This window comes from Lichenibacterium dinghuense, from assembly GCF_021730615.1.
In the GTDB taxonomy this organism is placed as follows: Bacteria; Pseudomonadota; Alphaproteobacteria; order Rhizobiales; family Beijerinckiaceae; genus Lichenihabitans; species Lichenihabitans dinghuensis.
Window position 1 is genome coordinate 1,163,938 of sequence record NZ_JAJLMN010000001.1, and the last position, 21,705, is coordinate 1,185,642.

General features: G+C 71.9%; 21 protein-coding genes. 13 read left to right on the plus strand and 8 right to left on the minus strand.

The window, feature by feature from the left end; translation table 11 throughout:
• Positions 1 to 64 precede the first annotated feature (64 nt).
• The 10 genes from L7N97_RS05605 to rpoH all read left to right on the plus strand — a co-directional run bounded on the left by L7N97_RS05605 (position 65) and on the right by rpoH (position 9,124).
• Positions 65 to 535, plus strand: a complete 471-nt coding sequence (locus L7N97_RS05605) for a DUF2628 domain-containing protein (protein ID WP_237477358.1) — start codon at positions 65 to 67, stop codon at positions 533 to 535.
• A complete protein-coding gene (hisH, locus tag L7N97_RS05610) occupies positions 532 to 1,185 on the plus strand; it encodes an imidazole glycerol phosphate synthase subunit HisH (RefSeq protein ID WP_237477359.1) in 654 nt (217 codons plus the stop codon). The genes L7N97_RS05605 and hisH overlap by 4 nt, the downstream gene beginning before the upstream one ends.
• Positions 1,182 to 1,925 carry a 1-(5-phosphoribosyl)-5-[(5-phosphoribosylamino)methylideneamino]imidazole-4-carboxamide isomerase gene (gene hisA / locus L7N97_RS05615; RefSeq protein ID WP_237477360.1) on the plus strand — a complete coding sequence of 248 codons (744 nt, stop codon included), beginning with the start codon at positions 1,182 to 1,184 and terminating at the stop codon, positions 1,923 to 1,925. The genes hisH and hisA overlap by 4 nt, the downstream gene beginning before the upstream one ends.
• Positions 1,925 to 2,701: an imidazole glycerol phosphate synthase subunit HisF gene (hisF, locus tag L7N97_RS05620; protein WP_237477361.1), complete on the plus strand. Its 777-nt coding sequence runs from the start codon at positions 1,925 to 1,927 to the stop codon at positions 2,699 to 2,701. Before hisA ends, hisF begins: the two co-directional genes overlap by 1 nt.
• Complete coding sequence (locus L7N97_RS05625; protein WP_237477362.1) at positions 2,698 to 3,057, plus strand: phosphoribosyl-ATP diphosphatase; 360 nt, start codon at positions 2,698 to 2,700, stop codon at positions 3,055 to 3,057. Before hisF ends, L7N97_RS05625 begins: the two co-directional genes overlap by 4 nt.
• Positions 3,058 to 3,065: 8 nt before the next feature.
• On the plus strand, positions 3,066 to 4,058 hold the full coding sequence (coaA, locus tag L7N97_RS05630) for a type I pantothenate kinase (protein WP_237477363.1): 993 nt from the start codon (positions 3,066 to 3,068) through the stop codon (positions 4,056 to 4,058).
• 128 nt (positions 4,059 to 4,186) lie between these two features.
• Positions 4,187 to 5,872 (plus strand): peroxidase family protein, encoded by a 1,686-nt coding sequence (locus L7N97_RS05635; protein ID WP_237477364.1) that lies wholly within the window; start codon positions 4,187 to 4,189, stop codon positions 5,870 to 5,872.
• 362 nt (positions 5,873 to 6,234) lie between these two features.
• Complete coding sequence (gene murA, locus L7N97_RS05640; RefSeq protein WP_237477365.1) at positions 6,235 to 7,533, plus strand: UDP-N-acetylglucosamine 1-carboxyvinyltransferase; 1,299 nt, start codon at positions 6,235 to 6,237, stop codon at positions 7,531 to 7,533.
• Positions 7,534 to 7,662: 129 nt separating this feature from the next.
• The gene (locus tag L7N97_RS30150; RefSeq protein WP_309242761.1) at positions 7,663 to 7,926 is read left to right on the plus strand and encodes a YdcH family protein; all 264 of its coding nucleotides are present in this window, start codon (positions 7,663 to 7,665) and stop codon (positions 7,924 to 7,926) included.
• Positions 7,927 to 8,215: 289 nt separating this feature from the next.
• Positions 8,216 to 9,124, plus strand: a complete 909-nt coding sequence (gene rpoH, locus L7N97_RS05650) for an RNA polymerase sigma factor RpoH (RefSeq protein WP_237477366.1) — start codon at positions 8,216 to 8,218, stop codon at positions 9,122 to 9,124.
• A 137-nt stretch (positions 9,125 to 9,261) separates the two neighbouring features.
• On the opposite strand, the gene L7N97_RS05655 is transcribed toward rpoH, so the two are convergent.
• The 5 genes from L7N97_RS05655 to L7N97_RS05675 form a co-directional block, all read right to left on the minus strand.
• Positions 9,262 to 10,905, minus strand: a complete 1,644-nt coding sequence (locus L7N97_RS05655; protein WP_237477367.1) for a GMC family oxidoreductase — start codon at positions 10,903 to 10,905, stop codon at positions 9,262 to 9,264.
• Positions 10,895 to 11,542 carry a gluconate 2-dehydrogenase subunit 3 family protein gene (locus tag L7N97_RS05660; RefSeq protein ID WP_237477368.1) on the minus strand — a complete coding sequence of 216 codons (648 nt, stop codon included), beginning with the start codon at positions 11,540 to 11,542 and terminating at the stop codon, positions 10,895 to 10,897. The genes L7N97_RS05655 and L7N97_RS05660 overlap by 11 nt, the downstream gene beginning before the upstream one ends.
• Positions 11,535 to 12,485, minus strand: a complete 951-nt coding sequence (locus L7N97_RS05665; protein ID WP_237477369.1) for a hypothetical protein — start codon at positions 12,483 to 12,485, stop codon at positions 11,535 to 11,537. Before L7N97_RS05665 ends, L7N97_RS05660 begins: the two co-directional genes overlap by 8 nt.
• A gap of 220 nt (positions 12,486 to 12,705) precedes the next feature.
• Positions 12,706 to 14,499 carry a thiamine pyrophosphate-requiring protein gene (locus L7N97_RS05670; RefSeq protein WP_237477370.1) on the minus strand — a complete coding sequence of 598 codons (1,794 nt, stop codon included), beginning with the start codon at positions 14,497 to 14,499 and terminating at the stop codon, positions 12,706 to 12,708.
• Positions 14,496 to 15,464 (minus strand): SMP-30/gluconolactonase/LRE family protein, encoded by a 969-nt coding sequence (locus L7N97_RS05675; protein WP_237477371.1) that lies wholly within the window; start codon positions 15,462 to 15,464, stop codon positions 14,496 to 14,498. The genes L7N97_RS05670 and L7N97_RS05675 overlap by 4 nt, the downstream gene beginning before the upstream one ends.
• 167 nt (positions 15,465 to 15,631) lie before the next feature.
• Between L7N97_RS05675 and L7N97_RS05680 the strand changes: the two genes are divergently transcribed.
• From L7N97_RS05680 to L7N97_RS05690, 3 genes are all read left to right on the plus strand, one after another.
• Entirely contained in the window at positions 15,632 to 16,777 is a 1,146-nt protein-coding gene (locus L7N97_RS05680) for a glycosyltransferase (RefSeq protein ID WP_237477372.1), read from the plus strand.
• Between the two features lie 61 nt (positions 16,778 to 16,838).
• Positions 16,839 to 17,618, plus strand: a complete 780-nt coding sequence (locus L7N97_RS05685) for a transcriptional initiation protein Tat (RefSeq protein ID WP_237477373.1) — start codon at positions 16,839 to 16,841, stop codon at positions 17,616 to 17,618.
• 4 nt (positions 17,619 to 17,622) lie between these two features.
• Positions 17,623 to 18,267, plus strand: a complete 645-nt coding sequence (locus L7N97_RS05690; protein ID WP_237477374.1) for a class I SAM-dependent methyltransferase — start codon at positions 17,623 to 17,625, stop codon at positions 18,265 to 18,267.
• Between the two features lie 161 nt (positions 18,268 to 18,428).
• Here L7N97_RS05690 and L7N97_RS05695 read toward each other — a convergent pair whose 3' ends face one another.
• The 3 genes from L7N97_RS05695 to L7N97_RS05705 form a co-directional block, all read right to left on the minus strand.
• Positions 18,429 to 19,841 (minus strand): L,D-transpeptidase family protein, encoded by a 1,413-nt coding sequence (locus L7N97_RS05695; RefSeq protein WP_237477375.1) that lies wholly within the window; start codon positions 19,839 to 19,841, stop codon positions 18,429 to 18,431.
• A 191-nt stretch (positions 19,842 to 20,032) separates the two neighbouring features.
• On the minus strand, positions 20,033 to 20,674 hold the full coding sequence (locus L7N97_RS05700) for a hypothetical protein (RefSeq protein WP_237477376.1): 642 nt from the start codon (positions 20,672 to 20,674) through the stop codon (positions 20,033 to 20,035).
• A 41-nt stretch (positions 20,675 to 20,715) separates the two neighbouring features.
• On the minus strand, positions 20,716 to 21,666 hold the full coding sequence (locus tag L7N97_RS05705; protein WP_237477377.1) for an acetyl-CoA carboxylase carboxyltransferase subunit alpha: 951 nt from the start codon (positions 21,664 to 21,666) through the stop codon (positions 20,716 to 20,718).
• Between the last annotated feature and the right edge of the window lie 39 nt (positions 21,667 to 21,705).

Genomic DNA, 21,705 nt, shown 5'->3' on the forward strand with positions numbered 1-21,705 from the left:
GACGGGCTTGCCCCGGCCCGCGGCTTGCACGACAAGGGGCCGCACGGCGCATCCGAGGAGTCCCATGCCCACCTACACGGTCCACGTGCCGTCCGGCGTCGACGACGCGGCCGCGCGGGCGGACGCCACGGTCTTCGTGCGCGAGGGGTTCAGCTGGGGCGCCTTCCTGCTCGGCCCCCTGGCCCTGCTGTACCGTGGCCTGTGGCTCGGCACCCTGGTCTGGGCCGCCGCCGCGGCCGTCCTGTTCGCGGCCGCGGTGCTGGCCGGCCTCGGCTTCCTGCCCCGCCTGCTCCTCTACCTCGTGCTCGCCACCCTGGCCGGGCTCGAAGCCTGCGACGGGCGCCGGGCCGCCCTCGGCCGCGCGGGCTTCATCGGGGCCGCCCTGGTGTCGGCCCGCTCGCGCGGCGACGCGGAGCGGCTGTTCTTCGCCGGCGCGGCGCCCCTCGCCGAGCCCGTGCCCTCCCGCCCCGCGGCGCGCGCGGGCGGTCCCCGGCCGGTGATCGGCCTGTTCCCGCCTTCCGGAGGCCGCGCGTGAGCGACGTCGCCATCCTCGACTACGGCTCGGGCAACCTCGCCTCCGCGGCCAAGGCCTTCGAGCGCGCCGCGCGCGAGGCCGACCTCGACGTGGAGGTCGTCGTCACCTCCGATCCCGAGCGGGTGCGCCGCGCCGACCGGCTGGTGCTGCCCGGCGTCGGCGCCTTCGCGGACTGCCGCCGCGGCCTCGACGCCGTGCCGGGCCTCGTCGGTGCCCTCACCGACGCCGTGGTGCACGGCGGCCGGCCCTTCCTCGGCATCTGTGTCGGCATGCAGCTCATGGCGACCCGCGGCCTCGAACACGAGACCGCCTACGGGCTCGACTGGATCCCCGGCGACGTGAGCGCGCTGGAGCCCTCCGACCCCGCGCTGAAGATCCCGCACATGGGCTGGAACACGCTGCGGGCGCGCTCCATCCACCCGCTGCTGGAGGACATCCCGACCGGCGACGGCGGCCTCCACGCCTATTTCGTGCACAGCTACGCGCTCAAGCCCGCGGCCGACAGCGACGTTCTGGCGGTGACCGACTACGGCGGCCCCGTCACGGCCGTGGTGGCGCGCGACAACATGGCGGGCACCCAGTTCCATCCCGAGAAGAGCCAGGCCCTCGGCCTGAAGCTCCTCGGCAACTTCCTCCGGTGGCAGCCTTGATCCTTTTCCCCGCGATCGACCTCAAGGACGGCGAGTGCGTCCGCCTCGTCCACGGCGAGATGGGGTCGGCCACCGTGTTCAACCCCGACCCCGCCGCGCAGGCGGAGGCGTTCGAGCGCCAGGGCTTCGATTATCTCCACCTCGTCGACCTCGACGGCGCCTTCGCGGGGCGGCCGAAGAACGCCGAGGCCGTGGAAGGCATTCTCGACCGCGTGTCGCTGCCGGTGCAGCTCGGCGGCGGCATCCGCGACATCCGCACGGTGGACATGTGGCTGAAGCGCGGCGTCCGGCGCGTGATCCTCGGCACCGCGGCGGTGAAGGACCCCGGCTTCGTGCGCGAGGCCGCGCGGCTGTTCCCCGGCCAGGTCGCGGTGGGCATCGACGCGCGCGACGGGCTCGTGGCGGTGGAAGGCTGGGCCAAGACCGTGAACCTGTCGGCCGTCGACCTCGGACGCCGCTTCGAGGACGCGGGAGTCGCCGCGATCGTGATGACCGATATCGGGCGCGACGGCGCCATGAAGGGGCTGAACCTCGCCGGCACGGTGGCGCTGGCCGAGGCGGTGCACCTGCCCGTCATCGCCTCCGGCGGCCTCGCCTCGCTGGCGGACGTGTCGCGGCTCCTCGAGCCCGACTGCGCCGTGCTGGCCGGCGCCGTGACGGGCCGCGCCCTCTACGACGGCCGCCTCGACCCCGCCGCCGCACTGGCGATGATCCGCGCGGCGCGGGACGCGGTCGCCTGATGCTCAAGTCCCGCGTCATCCCCTGCCTCGACGTCAAGGACGGCCGCGTCGTCAAGGGCGTCAACTTCGTGGAGCTGCGCGACGCCGGCGATCCGGTCGAATGCGCGCTGGCCTACGACGCCGCGGGCGCCGACGAGCTGTGCTTCCTCGACATCACGGCCTCCTCGGAGGACCGCGGCATCCTGCTCGACGTGGTGCGCCGCACCGCGGAGGCCTGCTTCATGCCGCTCACGGTGGGGGGCGGCGTCCGCACGGTCGGCGACATCCGCACCCTGCTGCTCGCCGGGGCCGACAAGGCCTCGATCATGTCGGCGGCGGTGACGGACCGGAGCTTCGTGTCGCGCGCGGCGGAGAAGTTCGGCAGCCAGTGCGTCGTGGTGGCGGTGGACGCCAAGCGGGTCTCCGCGGACGGCGAGGCGCCCCGCTGGGAGGTGTTCACCCACGGCGGGCGCCGGCCCACCGGCATCGACGCGGTCGCCTACGCGGCCGACGTGGCCGAGCGCGGCGCGGGCGAGATCCTGCTGACCTCCATGGACCGCGACGGCACGAAGGTCGGCTTCGACCTCGCCCTCACCCGCGCGGTGGCGGACGCCGTGACGGTGCCGGTGATCGCGTCCGGCGGCGTCGGCACGCTCGACCACCTCGTCGAGGGGGTGCGGCACGGGGGCGCCAGCGCGGTGCTGGCGGCCTCGATCTTCCACTTCGGGCAGCACACGATCGGCGAAGCCAAGCGCTTCATGGCCGAGGCGGGTCTCCCCGTGAGGCTCGACGGATGAGCATCACCACGACGTCGACCGGCGGGGGCGACCGCCTCTTCACGCTCGGCGAGCTCGAGCGGCTGATCGCCGAGCGCGGCCACGCCATGGCGGACAAGTCCTACACGCGCTCGCTGCTCGACGCGGGCGTGCCGCGCATCGCCAAGAAGTTCGGCGAAGAGGCCGTCGAGGCCGTCATCGCCGCGGTGGAAAAGGACAAGCCCGCCCTCCTTTCCGAGGCGGCGGATGTGATCTACCATCTGTTGGTGCTGCTGCACGCCTCGAACCTGTCCCTGGATCAGGTGGTTGGAGAACTGGGGCGGCGCACGCGCCAATCGGGGCACGAGGAGAAAGCCTCGCGGCCTCAACAGACCTGAGCTCCGCGATGCTCGACCTGTCCACCTCCGCGCATCCCGTCGACGACGGCTTCCCGGAGACGGGGTTGGCGGGCTCGCCCTATCACCACTTCACGCGGGACGCCTGGGCGGCCCTGCGCGCCGACACGCCGCTGACCCTCACGGTCGACGACCTGCGCAAGCTCCGCGCCACCAACGACCCGATCTCGATCGACGAGGTCGTGGCCATCTACCTGCCGCTGTCGCGGCTCCTGGCGCTCTACGTCGCCGCCACGCAGGGTCTGTTCAAGGCCACGCAGCGCTTCCTCGGCGCGGGCGACGGCAAGGTGCCCTACATCATCGGCGTGGCCGGCTCGGTCGCGGTCGGCAAGTCCACGACCGCGCGCGTCCTCAAGGCGCTGATGTCGCGCTGGCCCAACACGCCGAAGGTCGAGCTCGTCACCACGGACGGCTTCCTGCACCCCAACCGGGCCCTGCAGGAGCTCGGACTCATGGAGCGCAAAGGATTCCCGGAGTCCTTCAACGGCTCGGCGCTGATCCACTTCCTGTCGGACGTGAAGGCCGGCAAGCGCAACGTGGCGGCGCCGGTCTATTCCCACCTCACCTACGACGTGCTGCCCGACGAGGTCGTGCTGGTGGACCGGCCCGACATCCTCATCGTCGAGGGGCTGAACGTGCTGATGCCGAACCGGCAGGCGCGGGACGGGCGCGACGTGCCCTTCGTGTCGGACTTCTTCGATTTCTCGATCTACCTCGACGCCGGCGAGGACCTGCTCGAGGACTGGTACGTGTCTCGCTTCATGAGCCTGCGCGAGACGGCCTTCCGGGACCCGCTGAGCTACTTCTGCCGCTTCGCCGACATCGGCGCCGCGGAGGCCGAGGCCACGGCGCGCGGGATCTGGACGCGCATCAACCTGAAGAACCTCGTCGAGAACGTGCGGCCGACCCGCGCGCGGGCCAGCCTGATCCTGCGCAAGGGGGCGAGCCACGGGATCGAGCGGGTGGCGCTGCGCAAGCTGTAGAATCGTTCGAGGCCCCCCCAAACGGGTGATGACGGGCCCGAACACCAGCCGGAGATTGCGGCCTGAACGCGCCCGACGGCGACGGTTCCGTCCCGCGGAGAGCGCCGTTCGAGCCGGAGATCTTCGCCATGGCCGATCCCGTCACGTCCAAACCCGCCAACGCCGCCCCGACGGCCCCCTCGCAGGCCCCCAGCGCCGCGACGCCGGAAGCCGACATCAAGCCCGCAGGCCCGCTCGCGAAGCCGGCCGCGCCAGCGCCGACCCTCCACATCGACGCGCCGCCCCCCATGCCCATACGCCCGCACGGGACGGGCGTGCGCGGGCTCACTCTGTCCCGCGGCTCCCAACTGTTCGAGGGACGGTTCGGGCGCATGTTCCGAGCCTTGCCTCCGGCCGATTTCGGCGACACGGACGAGCAGACCGGCAAAGCGCTCCAGGATCTCGCGACGGCCATGGTGGGCAACGATCCGCCGAAGGACGGGCCGGATGCGGAAGAAAGCGGCATCCCGGCCGTCTATACCTATTTCGGCCAGTTCATCGATCATGACCTGACCTTCGATCCGTCGAGCAGCCTCCAGAAGCAGAGCGATCCGGAGGCGCTGGTCGACTTTCGCACGCCGCGCTTCGACCTCGACAACATCTATGGGAGGGGAAAGGACGACGATCCCTACTTCTACGACAAGGATGGGAGGTTCCTGCTGGGCCAGCCCCTGTCGGGCGCGAAGGCCAACCCGAAGGCCCGCGACCTTCCCCGAAGCCAGGACGATCCCGCCCGCGCCGTCATCGGCGATCCCCGCAACGACGAGAACACCATCGTCTCGCAGTTGCAGGGGCTGTTCCACCGCTTCCACAACGCCGTCTTCGCCGACCTCGCGCCGCAGGGCTACTCGTTCGAGGAGATCCAACGCGAGGTCCGCTGGCATTACCAATGGGTCGTGATCAACGATTTCCTGCCGACCCTCGTGCAGCCGGACGTGCTCGCTGCGGTGTTGCCCCATGTCGCCAAGAAGACGGACATCCTCCGGGACAAGCCGACCCTGGCGTTCTATCGCGCCAAGCGCGACGCCTTCATGCCCCTGGAATTCTCGGTCGCGGCCTATCGGTTCGGTCATTCCATGGTCCGGCCCGGCTACCGCCTGAGCGAGACCGTGGGCGTGCAACCCGTCTTCACCTCCGGAGGCAGCGGATTGACGGGCTTCCGGGCCTTCCCGAAGAATTGGGCGATCGACTGGGCCCTGTTCGCCGACGTGGAACCCCGTGACTCGCAGTCCACGCAGCGGACCCAGCTCGCCTACCGCATCGACACGTCGCTCGTCGGGCCGCTCGGCGCGCTGCCGGACAGCGTCGGGGCCAACCCGAACTCGCTCGCGCTGCGCAACCTGCTGCGGGGCTGGCGCCTGCGCCTGCCGAGCGGCCAGGACGTCGCACGCGCCATGGGGGTCCCCGTCCTGCGCGACGAGGAGATCCTGATCGGCAAGTTCACGCTCGACCGAGGCGACATCGACGCCCAGAAGCCCATCACGACCTTCGGCAAGGTCTTCGCGGACAACTGCCCGCTCTGGGTCTACGTGCTGGCCGAGACCCGGCTGCCGGCCATGATCGACGTGACGCTCCAGGCCGCCGACAGACTGCTGACCATCAAGACACCCAAGCTCGGGCCGGTGGGGGGCCGGATCGTCGCGGAAACCTTCGCCGGCATCATGCTGGCGGATTCGAGCAGCTACCTGTCCCAGTTCCCCTTGTGGAAGCCGCGCTACGGCAAGGATGGGATCTTCCGGCTGAGAGACCTGATCGCCAAGGCCCTCGCGGCCTGAAGCCGGGGCCGCCGCGACGGCCCGGCGACGCCTTGCCCGGCACCCGCGACGCGCCTATGACGGCTCGCCGCGCCATTCCCGGTCGCGGCGGCGCGCGACGGAGCGGCGGGATGGCATCGGCCGGAGGTGACGCCGGGAGCGGGCGGCCGCCCGCACCCACGTCGGATCGCCCGAAGCCCGACCGCCGCGCCGAGGCCCTGCGCGCGAATCTCAAGCGCCGCAAGGCCCAGACCAGGGCGCGGGATCAGGCTCGGCACGACGACCCGGAGGTCTCTTCGGAGGCGGACGTCCCGAGCCGCGACAGCTGAACCATCCGACAGGAGGGGCCGCGCCGGACCGCGCCGCCCGAGGAGCGAGCACACATGGACCGCATTCGCGTCGTCGGCGGGCGACCCCTCAACGGCACCATCCGCATCTCGGGCGCCAAGAACGCGGCGCTGCCGCTGATGATCGCGAGCCTGCTCACCGACGAGGCGCTGACGCTGGAGAACGTGCCGCGCCTGGCGGACGTCAACATGCTGGTGCGTATCCTCGGCAACCACGGCGTCGACTACACGCTCAAGGGCAAACGCCCCGGCGAGGAGATCCAGTCGGGCCAGACCGTGGACCTGCGCGCCGAGCGCATCGTCGACACGACCGCGCCCTACGACCTCGTGTCCCGGATGCGCGCGTCCTTCTGGGTGATCGCGCCGCTGCTCGCCCGCATGGGCGAGTGCCGGGTGTCGCTGCCTGGAGGCTGCGCCATCGGAACGCGCCCGGTCGACTTCCTGCTGATGGCGCTGGAGCGGCTCGGCGCCACCATCGGCATCGAGAACGGCTACGCGATCGCGCGCGCCCCGAGCGGGGGCCTGCGCGGCGCCGAGATCAGCTTCCCCAAGGTGACGGTGGGCGGCACCCACACGGCGCTGATGGCGGCCGCGCTGGCGGACGGGCGCACGACCGTGCTCAACGCCGCCCGCGAGCCCGAGATCGTCGACCTCGCCGACTGCTTGAACAAGATGGGCGCCCGGATCACCGGCGCCGGCACCTCGACGATCGAGATCCAGGGCGTGGCCAGGCTCCACGGCGCCCGCCACGCCGTGCTGCCGGACCGCATCGAGGCCGGCACCTACGCCATGGCGGTGGCCATGACGGGCGGCGACGTGCTGCTGGAGGGCGCGCGCGCCGACCTGCTCTGCGGCGCCACCGAGGCGCTGGAACAGGCGGGCGCGAAGCTCGACGGCTCCGCCGAGGGCCTCCGGGTGCGCCGCAACGGCAACGGCATCCGCCCCGTGGACATCTCGACCGCGCCATTCCCGGGCTTCCCGACCGACCTCCAGGCGCAGTTCATGGCGCTGATGACGCGGGCCTCCGGCTCGTCGCGCATCACCGAGACGATCTTCGAGAACCGCTTCATGCACGTCGGCGAGCTGTCGCGCTTCGGCGCCAAGATCCGGCTCGACGGCGACGCCGCCATCGTGGACGGCGTGCCGAAGCTGCAGGGCGCGCCCGTGATGGCGACGGACCTGCGCGCTTCCGTGTCGCTCGTCATCGCGGCGCTGGCGGCCGAGGGCGAGACCACGGTCAACCGCGTCTACCACCTCGACCGCGGCTTCGAGCACCTGGAGCACAAGCTCGGCCAGTGCGGCGCGATCGTGGAGCGCATCTCCGGCCACGGCTGACCGGACTCATCGCCGGCCGGTCCGCGGGGCCCGCGCGGCGCACGGGCGGGGCCGACGCCCCCATCGGTGGCATGCGAACCATCGCGTCCACCGCCGGTCAACGACGTCGGACGACATAACGGAACTGTGATGGCTTCCGGGGCCGAGCCGGCTTGTGCGGCGTCGCCGGCGTGTCATGCTCCCGTCGTCGCGCCGTCACGTCGCGCGATCGAACATTCGGAGTTCAGGATGTCCTTGCAGGGCCATATCGCTGAATTGAGCCGTCGACACCAGACCATCGACAAGCAACTCGAGGCGGAGAAGGCCCACCCGGCCTGCGACCCCGTCAGGTTGAGCGAGCTCAAGCGCAAGAAGCTGCTGCTCAAGGACGAAATGGCCAAGCTCAAGCACTGAGGCGGCCGTCCCACAATCATCGACAGGACTTCGCGGCGCGGGACCGGACAGGTTCCGCGCCTTTTTCACGCATGGCCGCCCTGTCGTCGCACCGGCGGATCGTTCCGCGAATCCGCGGCGTTGGAGCCCGAGACGATCGACACGGGGCGCGGGGCATTAATTCTTCGCCATCTCGCGGTTCGGTCCTAGGGGTGCCGCCGCCGAGCCGCTATAAGACGGGGTTGGCGAGCGAGCTCCGAGGGGCGCTTGCCGGGGTCCGCCGCTTCGCGGGCTCCAGAAGGAGAACACCATGGCCTACGCGCTTCCGATCATTTCGGGCGAAAGCGGGCTCACACGCTATCTGAACGAGATCCGCAAGTTCCCGATGCTGGAGCCCCAGCAGGAATACATGCTCGCCAAGCGCTGGCGCGAGCACGAAGACCGCGACGCCGCGCAGGAACTCGTGACCTCCCACCTCCGCCTCGTGGCCAAGATCGCCATGGGCTACCGCGGCTACGGACTGCCGATCGGCGAGGTCATCTCGGAGGGCAACGTCGGCCTGATGCAGGCGGTGAAGCGCTTCGAGCCCGACAAGGGATTCCGCCTCGCCACCTACGCGATCTGGTGGATCCGCGCCTCCATCCAGGAATACATCCTGCGCTCCTGGTCGCTCGTGAAGATGGGCACCACGGCCAGCCAGAAGAAGCTGTTCTTCAACCTCCGCAAGGCGAAGAGCCAGATCTCGGCGCTGGAGGAGGGCGAGCTCCGCCCCGAGCACGTCACCACCATTGCGACCAAGCTCGGCGTGAGCGAGCAGGACGTCATCGACATGAACCGCCGCCTCAGCGGCGACACGTCGCTGAACGCGCCGATGCGCGAGGACGGCGAGGGCGAGTGGCAGGACTGGCTCGTCGACGACTCGACCAGCCAGGAGGCGATCCTGGCCGACGAGGAGGAGAAGCACAACCGCCACGACGCGCTGGTGGACGGCCTCAAGGTGCTGAACCCGCGCGAGCGCCGCATCTTCGAGGCGCGCCGCCTCGCCGAGGACCCGATCACGCTGGAGCAGCTCTCCGACGAGTTCAACATCTCGCGCGAGCGCGTGCGCCAGATCGAGGTCCGCGCCTTCGAGAAGGTGCAGACGGCCGTGAAGGCCGGCATGGCCCGCATCGAGTCGATCCCGGCCCGCGCACAGGCGGCCGCCCTGCCGGCGCACTGACGCCCTCCCGCCCATCCCCGCGCTGGCGGGGGTGGGCGGGTTCCGGACGCGAAAAGGCCGCCGACGGAGCCTGTCGGCGGCCTTTCCACGTCCGACACGGCGTCGAGGGAGCTCGGACCGGGCCTCCTCGAGAACGTTCAGATGTCGCCGTGCGCCGCGAGCTGCTCGATGCGGTCCGCCGTGCGCAGAGCGATCGCCTGGATGGTCAGCGACGGGTTGACGCCGCCGACCGTCGGGAAGACCGATCCGTCGCAGACGAACAGGTTCGGCACGTCCCAGGAGCGGCAGTCCGCGTCCACCACCGAGGTGCGGCGGTCGTCGCCCATCCGCACCGTGCCGCCGAGGTGGTTCGCGTCCTCCTCCTGCCGGAACAGGTCGGTGACGCCCGCCGCCTCCATGCTCATCTCCATCTGGTTGAGCGCGTGCTTGATGAGCTCCTTATCGTTCTCCCCCCAGCCGAAGGTGACCTTGGCGACGGGCAGGCCGTAGCGGTCCTTCTGGTCGGCGAGCGTGACGGTGTTGTTCTCGCTCGGCAGGCACTCGCCCACCATCTTCACCCCGACCTGGTGGTTGTAGTCCTGCATGGCGAGGCGCAGCTCCTCGCCCCACAGGCCTCGCGAGGCCGTCACCGTCTTGGCCCACTCGATCGGCAGCGGGCCCTGGCCCATCCAGCAGTAGCCGCCGTGGAAGTCCTTCGCGTCGTCGTAGTTCCAGTGCTCGGTGATGGCGAGCGAGGGTGGCCCCTTGTTCCAGCGGATCTCGTCCTTGCTGAGGCCGTAGACCGCCTGGTTGGGCTGGGTCATCAGGTACTTGCCGACGAGGCCGGACGCGTTGGCGAGCCCGTCGCGGTGCCGGTCGGTCGCGGAGTTCAGCAGCAGGCGCGGCGACTCCACCGCGTAGCCCGCCACCACGACGTTGCGGGCGCGCTGGAAGCGCCACTTCCCCTCGCGGTGGTAGTGCACGCCGGTCGCGCGGTCGCGCGCGTCGACCTCGATGCGCCCCACCATGGCGAGGTCGCGGATCTCGGCGCCGGCCCGGATGGCGCGGGGGATGTAGGTGTTGAGCGTGCTCTGCTTGGCGTTGGTCGAGCAGCCGAAGCGGCAGAAGCCGCGGTAGACGCAGGGGTGCGCCTCGCCGCGCGGCGCCGACACGGTGGCGAGCGGCGTCGGCGTCCACTTCATGCCCATCGCTTCGCAGCCGCGCGCCAGCACCTCGGCGGCGGCGTTCATCGGATGTGGCCGGTAGGGGTAGCGCGGGCGGGGCGGCCCCCAGGGGTAGTTGATCGGCCCCGAGATCGACAGGTCGCGCTCGACCTGGTCGTAGTAGCGCCACATCTCCTCCCAGCCGATGGGCCAGTCGGCGCCGTAGCCGAGCGTCGAGCGCGACTTGAACCACTCGGGCCGGAAGCGCAGCGACACCATGGCGAAGTGCACCATGGAGCCGCCGACGGTCTTGCCCGAGTTCTTGCCGCCCATGACGATGGGGTCCGCCCCCTCCACCACGCGCGGGTCGTTCCAGTAGAGCTTCTCCTGCTCGGTCTCGTCCGAGGCGAAGTCTTCGAGCGGGCGGAAGTAGGGGCCGGCGTCGAAGGCCACCACCGAGAAGCCCTTCTCGGCGAGCCGCGCCGCCAGCGTGCCGCCGCCCGCGCCGGTGCCGACGATGGCGAAGTCCACCTCGTCGGCGTCCCGGTGCTGGTTCATCGGGATCCAGCCGCCCGTCCTGAAGACGTCCGGGGCGCGGCCGTGCGCGGCGCGGGGGCGCTCGAAGGGATCAGACGACATGCTTGTTCTCCCGGAGCGCGCGCTCCTCCTCGCCGGGCTTCGCCTCGGCGGCTTCCCAGGGGTCGCGGCGGTTCTTGTCCATGCGCACGTAGCCGCGCGGGGCAGCCGGGCCGCCGAAGCCGATCTCGCTCCAGGCGGTGGGGTGGCCGTAATAGGCGTCCGTCACGTCGTGGACGAGGCGCTTGGTGAAGAACATCTCCAGCGGCATCCCCTGCCAATGGTCGCCCTCGAGGCGCCCATGCTGCATGTCGCGCAGGAGACGATCGCGGTCGGCGCGGGACAGGTCGCGGAAGCGCGCGTTGTGGCGCGCCTTGGCCTCGTGGTCGAGCGCCGCGAGGCCGATCTTCCACGCCTCGCCCTGCGGCGGCAGCTTGCCGAAGCGGTATCCGTCGAGCTGGCCGGAGAAGATCTTGGCGTCGACGTAGGCTGCGAGCGGCACCGGCTCGGCCCGGTCGGCCGGCTGCGGCAGGATGCGGTCGCACACCGCCTCCAGCGTCGCGAACTCGTCGGATGTGAAGAAGCGCGGCTCGCGCGGCACGGCGAGGCGCGCGTCGATCGCGCTGCGCGTGGCGTCGTTCCAGGAGGGCGTGTCGCGCTTGTCGAGGACGTCGTAGCCGGGGAAGGACCGCTCAGTCATCGCCGTGCCGCTCCAGGAGTGCGAGGGCCGCGAGGCCGGCCATGGCCAGGCCCGAGAAGGCCGGCGGCGCCGGCAGCGGCGGGCCGTCGACGAGGTTTTGCCGCCAGTTGCGCCAGCCGCCCGAGTAGCGCGACGTGCCGTAGGCGTGGGCCGCGACGCCCGCGACGCCGAGCGCCGCCGTGATGCCGAGCCACAGCTTCGCCTGCGGCCGCGCCCGCCTGTGGGGGCGCAGCGCCGCCTCGGCGGTCAGCGCGGCCGCGATCGGCGGCAGCGCCACGGGCAGGTACATCAGCTTGTTCTGGAAGTTGCCGCGAAAGTGCAGCAGCGACACCTCCGCCGTGGTGCCCATCAGCCCGAGCGCGGTGAGGCCGGCCAGCGCCGGCGCGGCCGGCAGGCCGAGCAGCCTCGGGCTTCCGCCGGGCGTCTCGTTCCGGATGCCCTCGGCCGCGAGGCCGAGCAGGCCGGACAGCGACAGCGCCGCCGGCGCGCCGATGGGCGCCTGATAGAACAGGTTCTCCCAGGAGAGGCCGCCGGGCTTCTTGGTGATGTTGTAGACGTGGAAGGCGGTGCCGACCACGCCCACCGCCATGGCGATGCCGTAGGAGGCGAGGCGCAGCGGATGCGCGCTCTTCTCGCTGCGCAGCGCGCCGTCCGCGCTGGCGAGGATCGACAGGGTCGAGGACACGAGCGGCGTGAACATCGCCGGGTTGTGGTACTGGCCGCGGCTGTGCTCGATGCCGCTGTCGGCCAGCACGGAGAGGGCCAGCATGGCGGCGGCGCCGTGCACCATCCTCACCTGCCCGATCTCGACCGAGGCGGGCCTCGACGCCGCGCTGAAGCGGGCGGTGCCGGCAGCGGGCGGGCCGCCTTCGCGTGCCATGTGGGCGGGCGCGGGATCGCCGGCGAGGTCGGCGAAATCCGCCTCGCGCGTGGGTCCGGACATGGGGTTAGGTCCTCGATGGAGACGGATAGGTCGCGCCCCGTCGCCTCCTCCACCGCGCTGTGCGCGGTCCCCCTCCTCCGCAGACGGAGGAGGATCATGAGGTGCCTTCCCGACGGGTCCAAAGCCTACAGCGGTTGACCCGCTGCTGATCCTCCTTCGCCTGCGGAGGAGGGGGACCACCCGAAGGGTGGTGGAGGAGGCGACTGGGCGCCGCGCTAGGTCACTTGTCGCCGTGGCCGGGCAGGATCGAGCCGAGCACCTGGCGGGCCGCGCCGACGATCATGTTGCCCTCGCGCTGGTCGCCCTTGGCGAGGGTCGACATGAAGTGCGCGGCCTGCTGCAGGGTGATGTGCGGGGGCAGCGGGGGCACCTCGGGGTCGGTCTTCACCTCCAGCACGACGGGCTTGGTCGAGCGCAGGGCGCGGTCCCAGGCTTCGGCGAGGTTTTCGGGATCGTCGACGTAGATGCCCTCGAAGCCGATCAGCTCGCCGAACTTGTGGTAGGGCACGTTGGGGATCTGCTGCGAGGCGACGAACTTCGGGTTGCCCTCCATCACGCGCTGTTCCCAGGTCACCTGGTTCAGGTCCTCGTTGTTGAAGACGCAGCAGATCCAGGTCTTGTTGGGCCAGAGGTGGTGGTATTTGGCCACCGTGATCAGCTCGGACATGTTGTTCATCTGCATGGCGCCGTCGCCCACCAGGGCCACCACGGGCCGGTCCGGGTGGGCGAACTTGGCGCCGATGGCGTAGGGCACGGCCGCACCCATCGAGGCGAGCGAGCCCGACAGCGAGCCCATCATGCCGCGCCGCACGTGGAAGTCGCGCGCGTACCAGTTGGCGCAGGAGCCGGAATCCGAGGTGACGATGCAGCGCTCGGGCGCGCGCGGCGAGAACTCGGAGACCACGCGCTGCGGGTTGACCGGGTTGGCCTTCTTCTTCGCCTGGGCCGCGACCACGTCCTTGGAGCGCTTGACCCAGCCCTCGACCTTCTCCTGCCAGGAGCGGTCGGACTTCTTCTCGAGCAGCGGCAGCAGCAGCCTCAGCGTCTCGGCCGCGTCGCCCTGGAGGTTGCACTCCATGGGGTAGCGGATCGACAGCATGTCGCCCTTGATGTCGATCTGCACGCCGCGGGCCTGGCCCTCCTTGGGCATGAACTCGGCCCAGGGGAAGCCGGAGCCGACCATCAGCAGCGTGTCGCACTCGGCCATCATGTTGGACGAGGCCTCGGTGCCGAGCAGGCCGATGGTGCCGGTGTTCCAGGGCAGGCCGTCGTCGAGCACGAACTTGCCGAGCAAGGCCTTGGCGCAGCCCGCGCCGAGCTTCTCCGCGACCGCGATGACCTCGTCGACCGCGTCCACGCAGCCGGCGCCGATCAGCATGGCGACCTTCCGGCCCTCGTTGAGGATCCTCGCCGCGTCCTGGAGGTCGCGGTCGTAGGGCACGACCTTGGGCCGTGCATAGCCGATGCCCGAGAAGGTGAAGCCGTGGGCGCGCTTGGGCTCCTCGTAGGGCTCGTCCTGCAGGTCGTTCGGGAAGATGATCGTCGCGATGGCGCGCTCGGCGACCGCGGTCCGCACGCCGCGGTCGACGAGGTGGCGGATCTGCGCCGGCGCCATGGCGGTCTCGACGAAGGCCCCCGACACGTCCTTGAACATGGACTGGAGGTCGAGCTGCTGCTGGTAGTGCGCGCCGATCGAGGTGCGGGCCTGCTGGCCCACGATGGCGAGCACCGGCATGTGGTCGAGCCGCGCGTCGTAGAGGCCGGTCAGCAGGTGCGAGGCGCCGGGGCCCGAGGTGGCGATGCACACGCCGAGCTCGCCCGTGAACTTGGCGTAGGCCGAGGCCATGAAGGCCGCCATCTCCTCGTGCCGCGCCTGGATGAACTCGATCTTGCCCTCGGCGCGCTGCAGCGAGCCGAACACGCCGTTGATGCCGTCCCCCGGATAGCCGAAGATCCTGCGCACGCCCCAGGCGTGCAGGCGTTCGATCAGGAAGTCGCCGCAGGTCATGCTCATCTGTAGTCTCCGGAGAACAGGTTGGGGAGGACGCCGGCGGCCGGGGCCTCGAAGGCGAAGAGCCCGCCCTCGTCGGGGTGGCGGGCGCGCTCCTCGGGCGACATGGCGTGGGTCGCCGAGGTGACGAAGAGCGTCTTCAGGTCCGGCCCGCCGAGCGCCGGCATGGTCGGGTACTTGACCGGCATCGGCACGCGCCGCTCGATCCTGCCGTCGGGGTCGAAGCGCAGCAGCTCGCCGTTGGCGTAGATGCAGGACCAGTAGAAGCCCTCGCTGTCCACGCAGGCGCCGTCCGGCCCGCCCGACCTGTCCCTCACCTCGACCTGCGCGAAGACGCGCCTGTTCGAGGGCGTGCCGGTGTCGAGGTCGTAGTCGTAGGCCCAGATCGTCTTGGGCTCGGTGTCGGCGTGGTACATGGTGCGCCCGTCGGGGCTCCAGGCGAGGCCGTTCGACATGGACACGGGGTCGGTCACGCCGGTCCAGCGCCCCGCTCCGTCGTAGCGCCACAGCGGGGTCCTCGATGCCTCGCCGCTCATGTCGCCGGGCCTGAGCGGCAGGTACATGGTGCCGCCGAAGAAGCGCCCGCGCGGGTCGCAGCGCCCGTCGTTGAAGATGAAGCGGCGCGCGTCGAAGGGCGCGTGGGCGAAGGGCGTCAGCGTGCCCGTGTCGAGCGTGATGTGATAGAGGCCCGTGGCGAGCGCCACCATGGCGCCGCCGCGCCCGTCGAGGGCGTAGCAGCCGATCCAGGCCGGCATCTCCCACGAGACGTCGTCGCGGGTCGCGGGATCGAACATGTGGAGGGCGGGCTCGCGGATGTCGACCCAGAACAGCCTCTGGCTCCCCGCGTCCCAGCCGGGGCGCTCGCCGTTCAGCGCCCCCGCGCGCAGCAGGAGCTCCACCGGCACGGGCTCGACCACCGGGGCCTGGCCGCCGAAGGCTGAGCGGATGAGCTCGGGCACATTCTTCATGGTGGCGAAACGGGACCGTTCGACCGAAGTTCCCCGCCCCGACGGCCGGCCCCCGGCCGCCCCCCGATGACCCCGGACGACCGCGAACGCGAGATGATGAAGCGCCCCATCGCTGCCGGGACACCCGGCGGCCACCCGATGCCCTGCCCCGATGCGGTGCCGGCGCGATGAGCCGCCCGCCGAAGCTGCTGTTCGTCGTGACCGAGGACTGGTTCTTCGTCTCGCACTTCCTGTCCGTCGCCGTGGCGGCGCGCGCCGCCGGCTTCGACGTGTCCGTGACGGTGCGGGTGCGCGACGAGGCGCTGAAGGCGCGCATCGAGGCCGCCGGCGTGCGGGTGATCCCGTCGGCGCACGAGCGCGGGCACTTCGGTCCGCTGGCGATGCTCGGCCACGCGCGGGCCTTCGCGAAACTGTTCCGCGCCGAGCGGCCCGACATCGTCCACCTCGTGTCGGTGCGGCTCATCGTGCTGGCAGGCTTCGGCGCGCTGATGGCCGGGGTCCCGCGGCGCGTGCAGGCCGTGACCGGGCTCGGCCTGATGGGGGCGAGCCGCGGCGCCAAGGCGCGCGCCGGCCGCGCCGCGCTCGGCCGCCTGCTGCGCGGGCCGCTCGGGGGGAAGCGCGCCCACCACGTCTTCGAGAACCGCGAGGACCCGGCCCTGCTCGGGATGGACCCGGACGGGCCGCGCGTGACGGTGGTGGGCGGCGCCGGCATCGACCCCGCGCGCGAGCCCGCGCAGCCCCTGCCCCCGATGCCGCCCCTGCGCGCCGCGCTCGTGGCCCGCATGGTGCATTCGAAGGGCGTCGACGTGGCCGTGGAGGCGGTCCGCCGGGCGCGGGCCGCGGGAGCGCCCGTCGAGCTGTCGCTCTGCGGCGCGCCGGACCCCGAGAACCCCCGCGCGGTGACGGAGGAGCAGCTCCGCGCCTGGGGGGCCGAGCCCGGCATCGCGTGGCACGGCCACGCGCGCGACGTCGCCGCCGTGTGGCGGGCCCACCACGTCGTGCTGGTGCCCTCGCGCGGCGGCGAGGGCCTGCCGCGCTCGCTGCTGGAGGGCGCCGCGGCGGCGCGCGCCGTGATCACCACCGCGACGCCCGGCTGCGCCACCTTCGCGCGCGACGGCGTCGAGGGCTTCGTGGTGCCGCCGGACGACGCCGACGCGCTGGCGGACGCGCTGGTGACGCTGGCCCACGACCCCGCGCTGGTCGAGCGCTTCGCGCAGGCGGCCCGCGCGCGGGTGCTCGACGGCTTCACAGCGGAGCGGGTCGCGGCGGATTTCGTCGGCGTCTACCGCGGGCTCGCGGAGGGGCTGCGGTGAGGCAGCTTTTGGCGGTGGCGAGGCGTTCGGGACCGACATGATCCGGGAGGGGGACGAGACCATGGACGACGCGGCCAGCCGGCGCAGCGCGCTGAAGCTGTTGGGGGCGGGGCTGGGCTTGGCGGCCGCCCCGGCGGCGGCCGTCGCCGCGACGCCGGCCGCCGCGCAGGGGGGCGGCTTCGCGTCCCTTGGCGACCTCGGCCTCAAGCTCGCCGCCCTGCCGCGCCGCCGCAACGTCACGACCACGACGGCGGTGCTGAGCGACCCGTCGCAGTGGGACGCCGAGGCCCTCGCCGCCGTGCTGGCCTACGGCGGCGGGCCGAAGCAGGTGTGGTCGGCCTCCGCGCTCGGCTGGCCGTGGCTGACGGCGATGCGCAACGCCCTCGACGTGCAGGTCTACAGCTACCGGCACCCCGACTTCCTCGTCGCCTCGCTGACGCGCGGGCCGGCCCTCATGGCGCTGCTCGATCAGCCGGCCTGGGACAAGTACGGCCTCGCCGGGCTCGACGCCGAGGCGCCGAACAGCAACGTCTTCCTTCAGCCCCGGCCGCCCGAGGCCGGCGATCCGGCGCCGATCCGCGATCCCCGCGGCCCCTTCTCGGCCGACGACGCCTCAATCCCGGCGCTGCAGGCGCGCGGCGCCGTGTTCCTCGCCTGCCACATTGCGCTGTGGGGGCTCGCCGGGGTGCTCGGCTCCTCGGGCCGCGACCCCGACAAGGCCGGGCAGGCCAAGCTCGCGGCGGCCCTCACCGACCACCTCGTCCCTGGCGTGGTGCTGACGCCCGGCGCCACCGGCACGCTGCCGGCCTTCGCCGACGCTGGCTTCCACCTCGCGGTCTGATCCCGTGCCGGACCGCGCCGCCTTCATCCGCCGCAACACCCGGCTCCGGCCCGTGCCGCTGGTGCCGGAGGTGCTGCTCCACGCGGCCGACGACGCGACCGACCTGTGGGCCATGACCGAGGCCGACCTCGATCAGGCGAACCTGCCACCGCCCTTCTGGGCCTTCGCCTGGGCGGGCGGGCAGGCGCTGGCGCGCTACGTGCTCGACCATCCCCAGGAGGTCCGCGGCGCCCGCGTGCTCGACTTCGCGTCGGGCTCGGGGCTCGTCGGCATCGCCGCCGCCCTGGCGGGCGCCGCGCGCGTCGAGGCCGCCGACATCGACGGCTTCGCGCTCGCCGCCATCGCGCTCAACGCGGCGGAGAACGGCGTCGCGGTGGAGGCGCGCGGGGACGACCTCGTCGGCCGCGACGAGGGCTGGGACGCCGTGCTGGTGGCCGACGTCTTCTACGAGCGCGACACGGCGGGCGCCGTCACGCCCTGGCTGCGGAGCCTCGCGCGGCGCGGCGCCCGCGTGATCGTCGGCGACCCCGGCCGCAGCTACTTCGACCCGACCGCCTTCGAGCCCCTGGCCGCCTACGACGTGCCGGTGATGCGCTTGCTGGAGGACGCCGACGTCAAGCGCGGCGGCGTGTGGCGGGTGAGAGGCTGAGGCGGGACGGTGATCTCGGCACGATGAGCTTCGGCAGCGTCCCACACGGCCTGCAACGAGCCTCGTCCTGAGCCGGCCGCGGAGCGGCCGTGTCGAAGGACGAGGCACGTTAGGAGTCGCGCCCCTCCTCGATCTGCTCAGGAGGTCGGGGGTCGCCCCGCCTACTCCGCCGCGGGCGACAGCGCTACCGCGGTCGGATCGAGGCCGGGCTTCCTGGCCGAGGCCTGGGTCCCCGGCTTGGCGGCGGCCGGTCCCGCGGCCTGCGCGGCGGGGGCCGCCTCGGCCGGCGCGTCGGCGCTGCCCATCAGGCGGTCGAAGAAGGCGCGGGTGGCGCTCTTCGGCTCCTCCTTGGCGTAGGCCGAGGGGGCGGCCGCGAAGGCCGCCGGCACCGAGCCGGTCACGTCGGGCATGGTGGCGGGCTTGGCCGAGGCCGTCAGCACCGGCTTGGCGCCCTTGGGAAGGGCTTTCGCCGGGGCGGGCGGGATCGCGGCCGCGGCCAGCGCCACGACGGGCTCGGGCTTCGACAGCCCGTCGCCCACGGACTTGCGCGCGGCGGCGATCTGCACCGCGGCGGGCTTGGCCTTCGGTCCGTCGTCGAGCACGAACTCGGTGGGGGCGGCCGCGATGGCGTCGGGCCGGCTGACCTCGGCGAAGCGGTGCGCGAAGGCGGGGTTCTGGCCGCCGTCCTGGTACACGATGCGGACGGGCTTCACGCCCTCGGCGACGAGCTTCTTGATCTCCGTCTCGTCCTTCGCCTCCTTGTCGGTGAGGGCGCGGGCGACCTCGCCGTCGAGGTCGAGCGGCGGGCAGGCCGATTCGGCGTCGAAGCTCGCGCCGCCCTTGGCCTTGGCGAAGACGTAGTGCTTGTTGCACACGCCCACTGGCGTCTGCATCTTGGTCACCTCGAACTCGTCCGCGCCCTTCTTCAGCTCGCGCCAGAAGGCGATGTTGGGGTCGAGCCGCGCCTTGGCCATGTTCTCGGCCGTCATGCGGAAGGGGAAGCTCTGCATCTGCACCGCGTGCTGCCCGCCCGCGAAGGCTTCCCGCATGATGGCGTAGATCTCCTCGATCTGCCCGTCCGTCATGGAGAAGCAGCCCGCGGAGGAGCAGATGCCGTGCACCATGATGGAGCCGCCGGTGCGGCCCCAGGCGCGGTCGTAGGCGTTGGGATAGCCGACGTTGAACGACAGGAAGTAGGCCGAGTTCGGGTTCATCGAGCCCGGCGTGATCGTGTAGAAGCCTTCCGGCACCTGCCGGTCGCCTTCGCGCATCTTGGGGCCGAGCTGGCCGGACCAGCGGCACATCGGGAAGGTCTTCAGGTAGACGTAGCGGCCGTCCGCCTGCTGCTTCCAGATCTCGAGCTCCGCCTCCTTCTTGTAGGCGCGGATCAGGACCGGCGCGTTCTTGGTCGTCGACTTGGCGGTCATCGACTTGAGCGTGGCCTCGGGGATCGGCGAATAGGCGCGCGCGTTGCCGGTGACGCCGAGGTCCTCGTTGCAGCCCGCCAGAAGCGCCGCGCCGGCGGCCACGAGGGCGAGCCGGCCGAGGATCCCCAACGCGCGTCCTGACCGCATGTCGCCGATGTCCACTGCTCGCGCCCCTGGTCGGATATTTCGCCGGCCACACGGATGCGGTTTTAAGGCTTAAGCCGGCGTTACCGCAACTCGTGGGCGACGATCCCCAAAAGGTTCCAACCCGTTCGGTAAATTTTGAGTCAATCTGCGTCTTTGAGGTGACGCTTTGTCGGCCGACGAGGCCGAGACGGTCATCCGCGCTTCGCGGAGCCGACCGACAGCGTCGTGCTGTGGGAGCGCCCCGCCTCGTGCCAATCCACGATCACCGTGGCCGGGCCGGCGTGGCCGTGCCGGTCGCGCAGGAAGCCCGGCGCGGCCCCGGCCAGACCATCCAGGAGTTCGGCCTTGGTCGGGGCCCGGATGGCGAGGCCGTCCGGGCTGCTGGCGTTCCAGCCGCCCATCTCGCGGTCCTGGGCCGCCGTGACGCGCAGGATGCGCGGCAGCGCGGTCTCGTCCTCCTCCGTGAAGGGCGCATCGAACACGAACTCAAGGTTCTCGTCGTCGAACTGCCCGCCCGGCGCGGCCGCCGCCTCGGGATGGGCGTCGAGCCAGGCCGCGCCCTCGGCGCGGTGCTTCGGCCGGTCGGACAGGGTCCACAGGCGCGCCTGCAGGGCCGAGGCGACCGGCGGCGCCTCGAGCTTGGCGATCAGGTCGCCCACCACCTCGCGGGCGTCCGGCCCGGGGCGGACGTCGGCCCGCCCGCCCTCGCGCTGGCCGCGGAAGGCGGCGACGAGGTCCGACACCACGTCGCGCATCGAGGCCCATTCGCCGGGCGTCATGTCCTCCAGGAGGGCGGAAGCGAAGCGGTCGATGGCGAGGGGATGCAGCGGCATGGCCCCACCTTCCCCGCCCGCGAACCTCCGCGCAAGGGCCGTCAGCGCCGCCCGATCGCCAGGAACTTGTCGGCCCGCGCCGCCTGGATCCGCTCGCGCGACCAGCCGTCGAAGCCCGCCAGCGCGGCCTCGACGGCGTCGCCGGCCGCCGCGATGGCGGCGCCGGGGTCGCTGTGGGCGCCGCCCGCGGGCTCGGCCACCACGGCGTCGATGATGCCGAAGCGCAGCAGGTCCTGCGCGGTGATCTTCATCGAGGTCGCGGCGTCCTGCGCGCGGGCCGGGTCGCGCCACAGAATGGAGGCCGCGCCCTCGGGCGAGATCACGCTGTAGATGGCGTGCTCCATCATGATGACCGCGTTGGCGGCCGCGATCGCGATGGCGCCGCCCGAGCCGCCCTCGCCGATGATCACGGCCACGTTGGGCACGCCGAGCTCCAGGCAGGCTTCCGTCGAGCGCGCGATGGCCTCGGCCTGCCCGCGCTCCTCGGCCTCGATCCCCGGAAAGGCGCCCGCCGTGTCGACCAGCGACACCACCGGGAGATTGAAGCGGTCGGCCAGCTCCATCAGGCGAACCGCCTTGCGGTAGCCCTCGGGCTTCGCCATGCCGAAGTTGTGGCGGATGCGGCTGTCGGTGTCGGAGCCCTTCTCCTGGCCGATGAGGCAGACGGCGCGCCCGCGGAAGCGGCCGAGCCCGCCCACGATGGCCTCGTCCTCGCCGAAGGCGCGGTCGCCGGCCAGCGGCGTGAAGTCCGTCATCAGGCTCCGGCAGTAGTCGGAGAAGTGCGGGCGCTGCGGGTGGCGCGCCACTTGGGTCTTCTGCCAGGGCGTCAGGGTCTTGTAGAGCTCCGCCAGCGCCTGGGCGGCCTTGACCTCCAGCCGCGTCAGCTCGTCGCCGATCGGGATGGCGTCCTCGTTGCTCGCCACCTGCCGGAGCTCCTCGATCTTGGCCTCGATCTCGGCGACGGGCTTTTCGAAGTCGAGGAAGAGGCGCATGGGATCCGGGGACTCGCGGGTTCGGCGGGGCGCGCCGGA

Coding starts and splice junctions, on each gene's coding strand:
- L7N97_RS05605 (WP_237477358.1), top strand. CDS start 65: ATGCCCACCTACACGGTCCACGTGCCGTCCGGCGTCGACGACGCGGCC.
- hisF (WP_237477361.1), top strand. CDS start 1,925: ATGCTCAAGTCCCGCGTCATCCCCTGCCTCGACGTCAAGGACGGCCGC.
- L7N97_RS05625 (WP_237477362.1), top strand. CDS start 2,698: ATGAGCATCACCACGACGTCGACCGGCGGGGGCGACCGCCTCTTCACG.
- coaA (WP_237477363.1), top strand. CDS start 3,066: ATGCTCGACCTGTCCACCTCCGCGCATCCCGTCGACGACGGCTTCCCG.
- L7N97_RS05635 (WP_237477364.1), top strand. CDS start 4,187: ATGGCCGATCCCGTCACGTCCAAACCCGCCAACGCCGCCCCGACGGCC.
- murA (WP_237477365.1), top strand. CDS start 6,235: ATGGACCGCATTCGCGTCGTCGGCGGGCGACCCCTCAACGGCACCATC.
- L7N97_RS30150 (WP_309242761.1), top strand. CDS start 7,663: ATGGCTTCCGGGGCCGAGCCGGCTTGTGCGGCGTCGCCGGCGTGTCAT.
- rpoH (WP_237477366.1), top strand. CDS start 8,216: ATGGCCTACGCGCTTCCGATCATTTCGGGCGAAAGCGGGCTCACACGC.
- L7N97_RS05655 (WP_237477367.1), bottom strand. CDS start 10,905: ATGTCGTCTGATCCCTTCGAGCGCCCCCGCGCCGCGCACGGCCGCGCC.
- L7N97_RS05660 (WP_237477368.1), bottom strand. CDS start 11,542: ATGACTGAGCGGTCCTTCCCCGGCTACGACGTCCTCGACAAGCGCGAC.
- L7N97_RS05665 (WP_237477369.1), bottom strand. CDS start 12,485: ATGTCCGGACCCACGCGCGAGGCGGATTTCGCCGACCTCGCCGGCGAT.
- L7N97_RS05670 (WP_237477370.1), bottom strand. CDS start 14,499: ATGAGCATGACCTGCGGCGACTTCCTGATCGAACGCCTGCACGCCTGG.
- L7N97_RS05675 (WP_237477371.1), bottom strand. CDS start 15,464: ATGAAGAATGTGCCCGAGCTCATCCGCTCAGCCTTCGGCGGCCAGGCC.
- L7N97_RS05680 (WP_237477372.1), top strand. CDS start 15,632: ATGAGCCGCCCGCCGAAGCTGCTGTTCGTCGTGACCGAGGACTGGTTC.
- L7N97_RS05685 (WP_237477373.1), top strand. CDS start 16,839: ATGGACGACGCGGCCAGCCGGCGCAGCGCGCTGAAGCTGTTGGGGGCG.
- L7N97_RS05695 (WP_237477375.1), bottom strand. CDS start 19,841: ATGCGGTCAGGACGCGCGTTGGGGATCCTCGGCCGGCTCGCCCTCGTG.
- L7N97_RS05700 (WP_237477376.1), bottom strand. CDS start 20,674: ATGCCGCTGCATCCCCTCGCCATCGACCGCTTCGCTTCCGCCCTCCTG.
- L7N97_RS05705 (WP_237477377.1), bottom strand. CDS start 21,666: ATGCGCCTCTTCCTCGACTTCGAAAAGCCCGTCGCCGAGATCGAGGCC.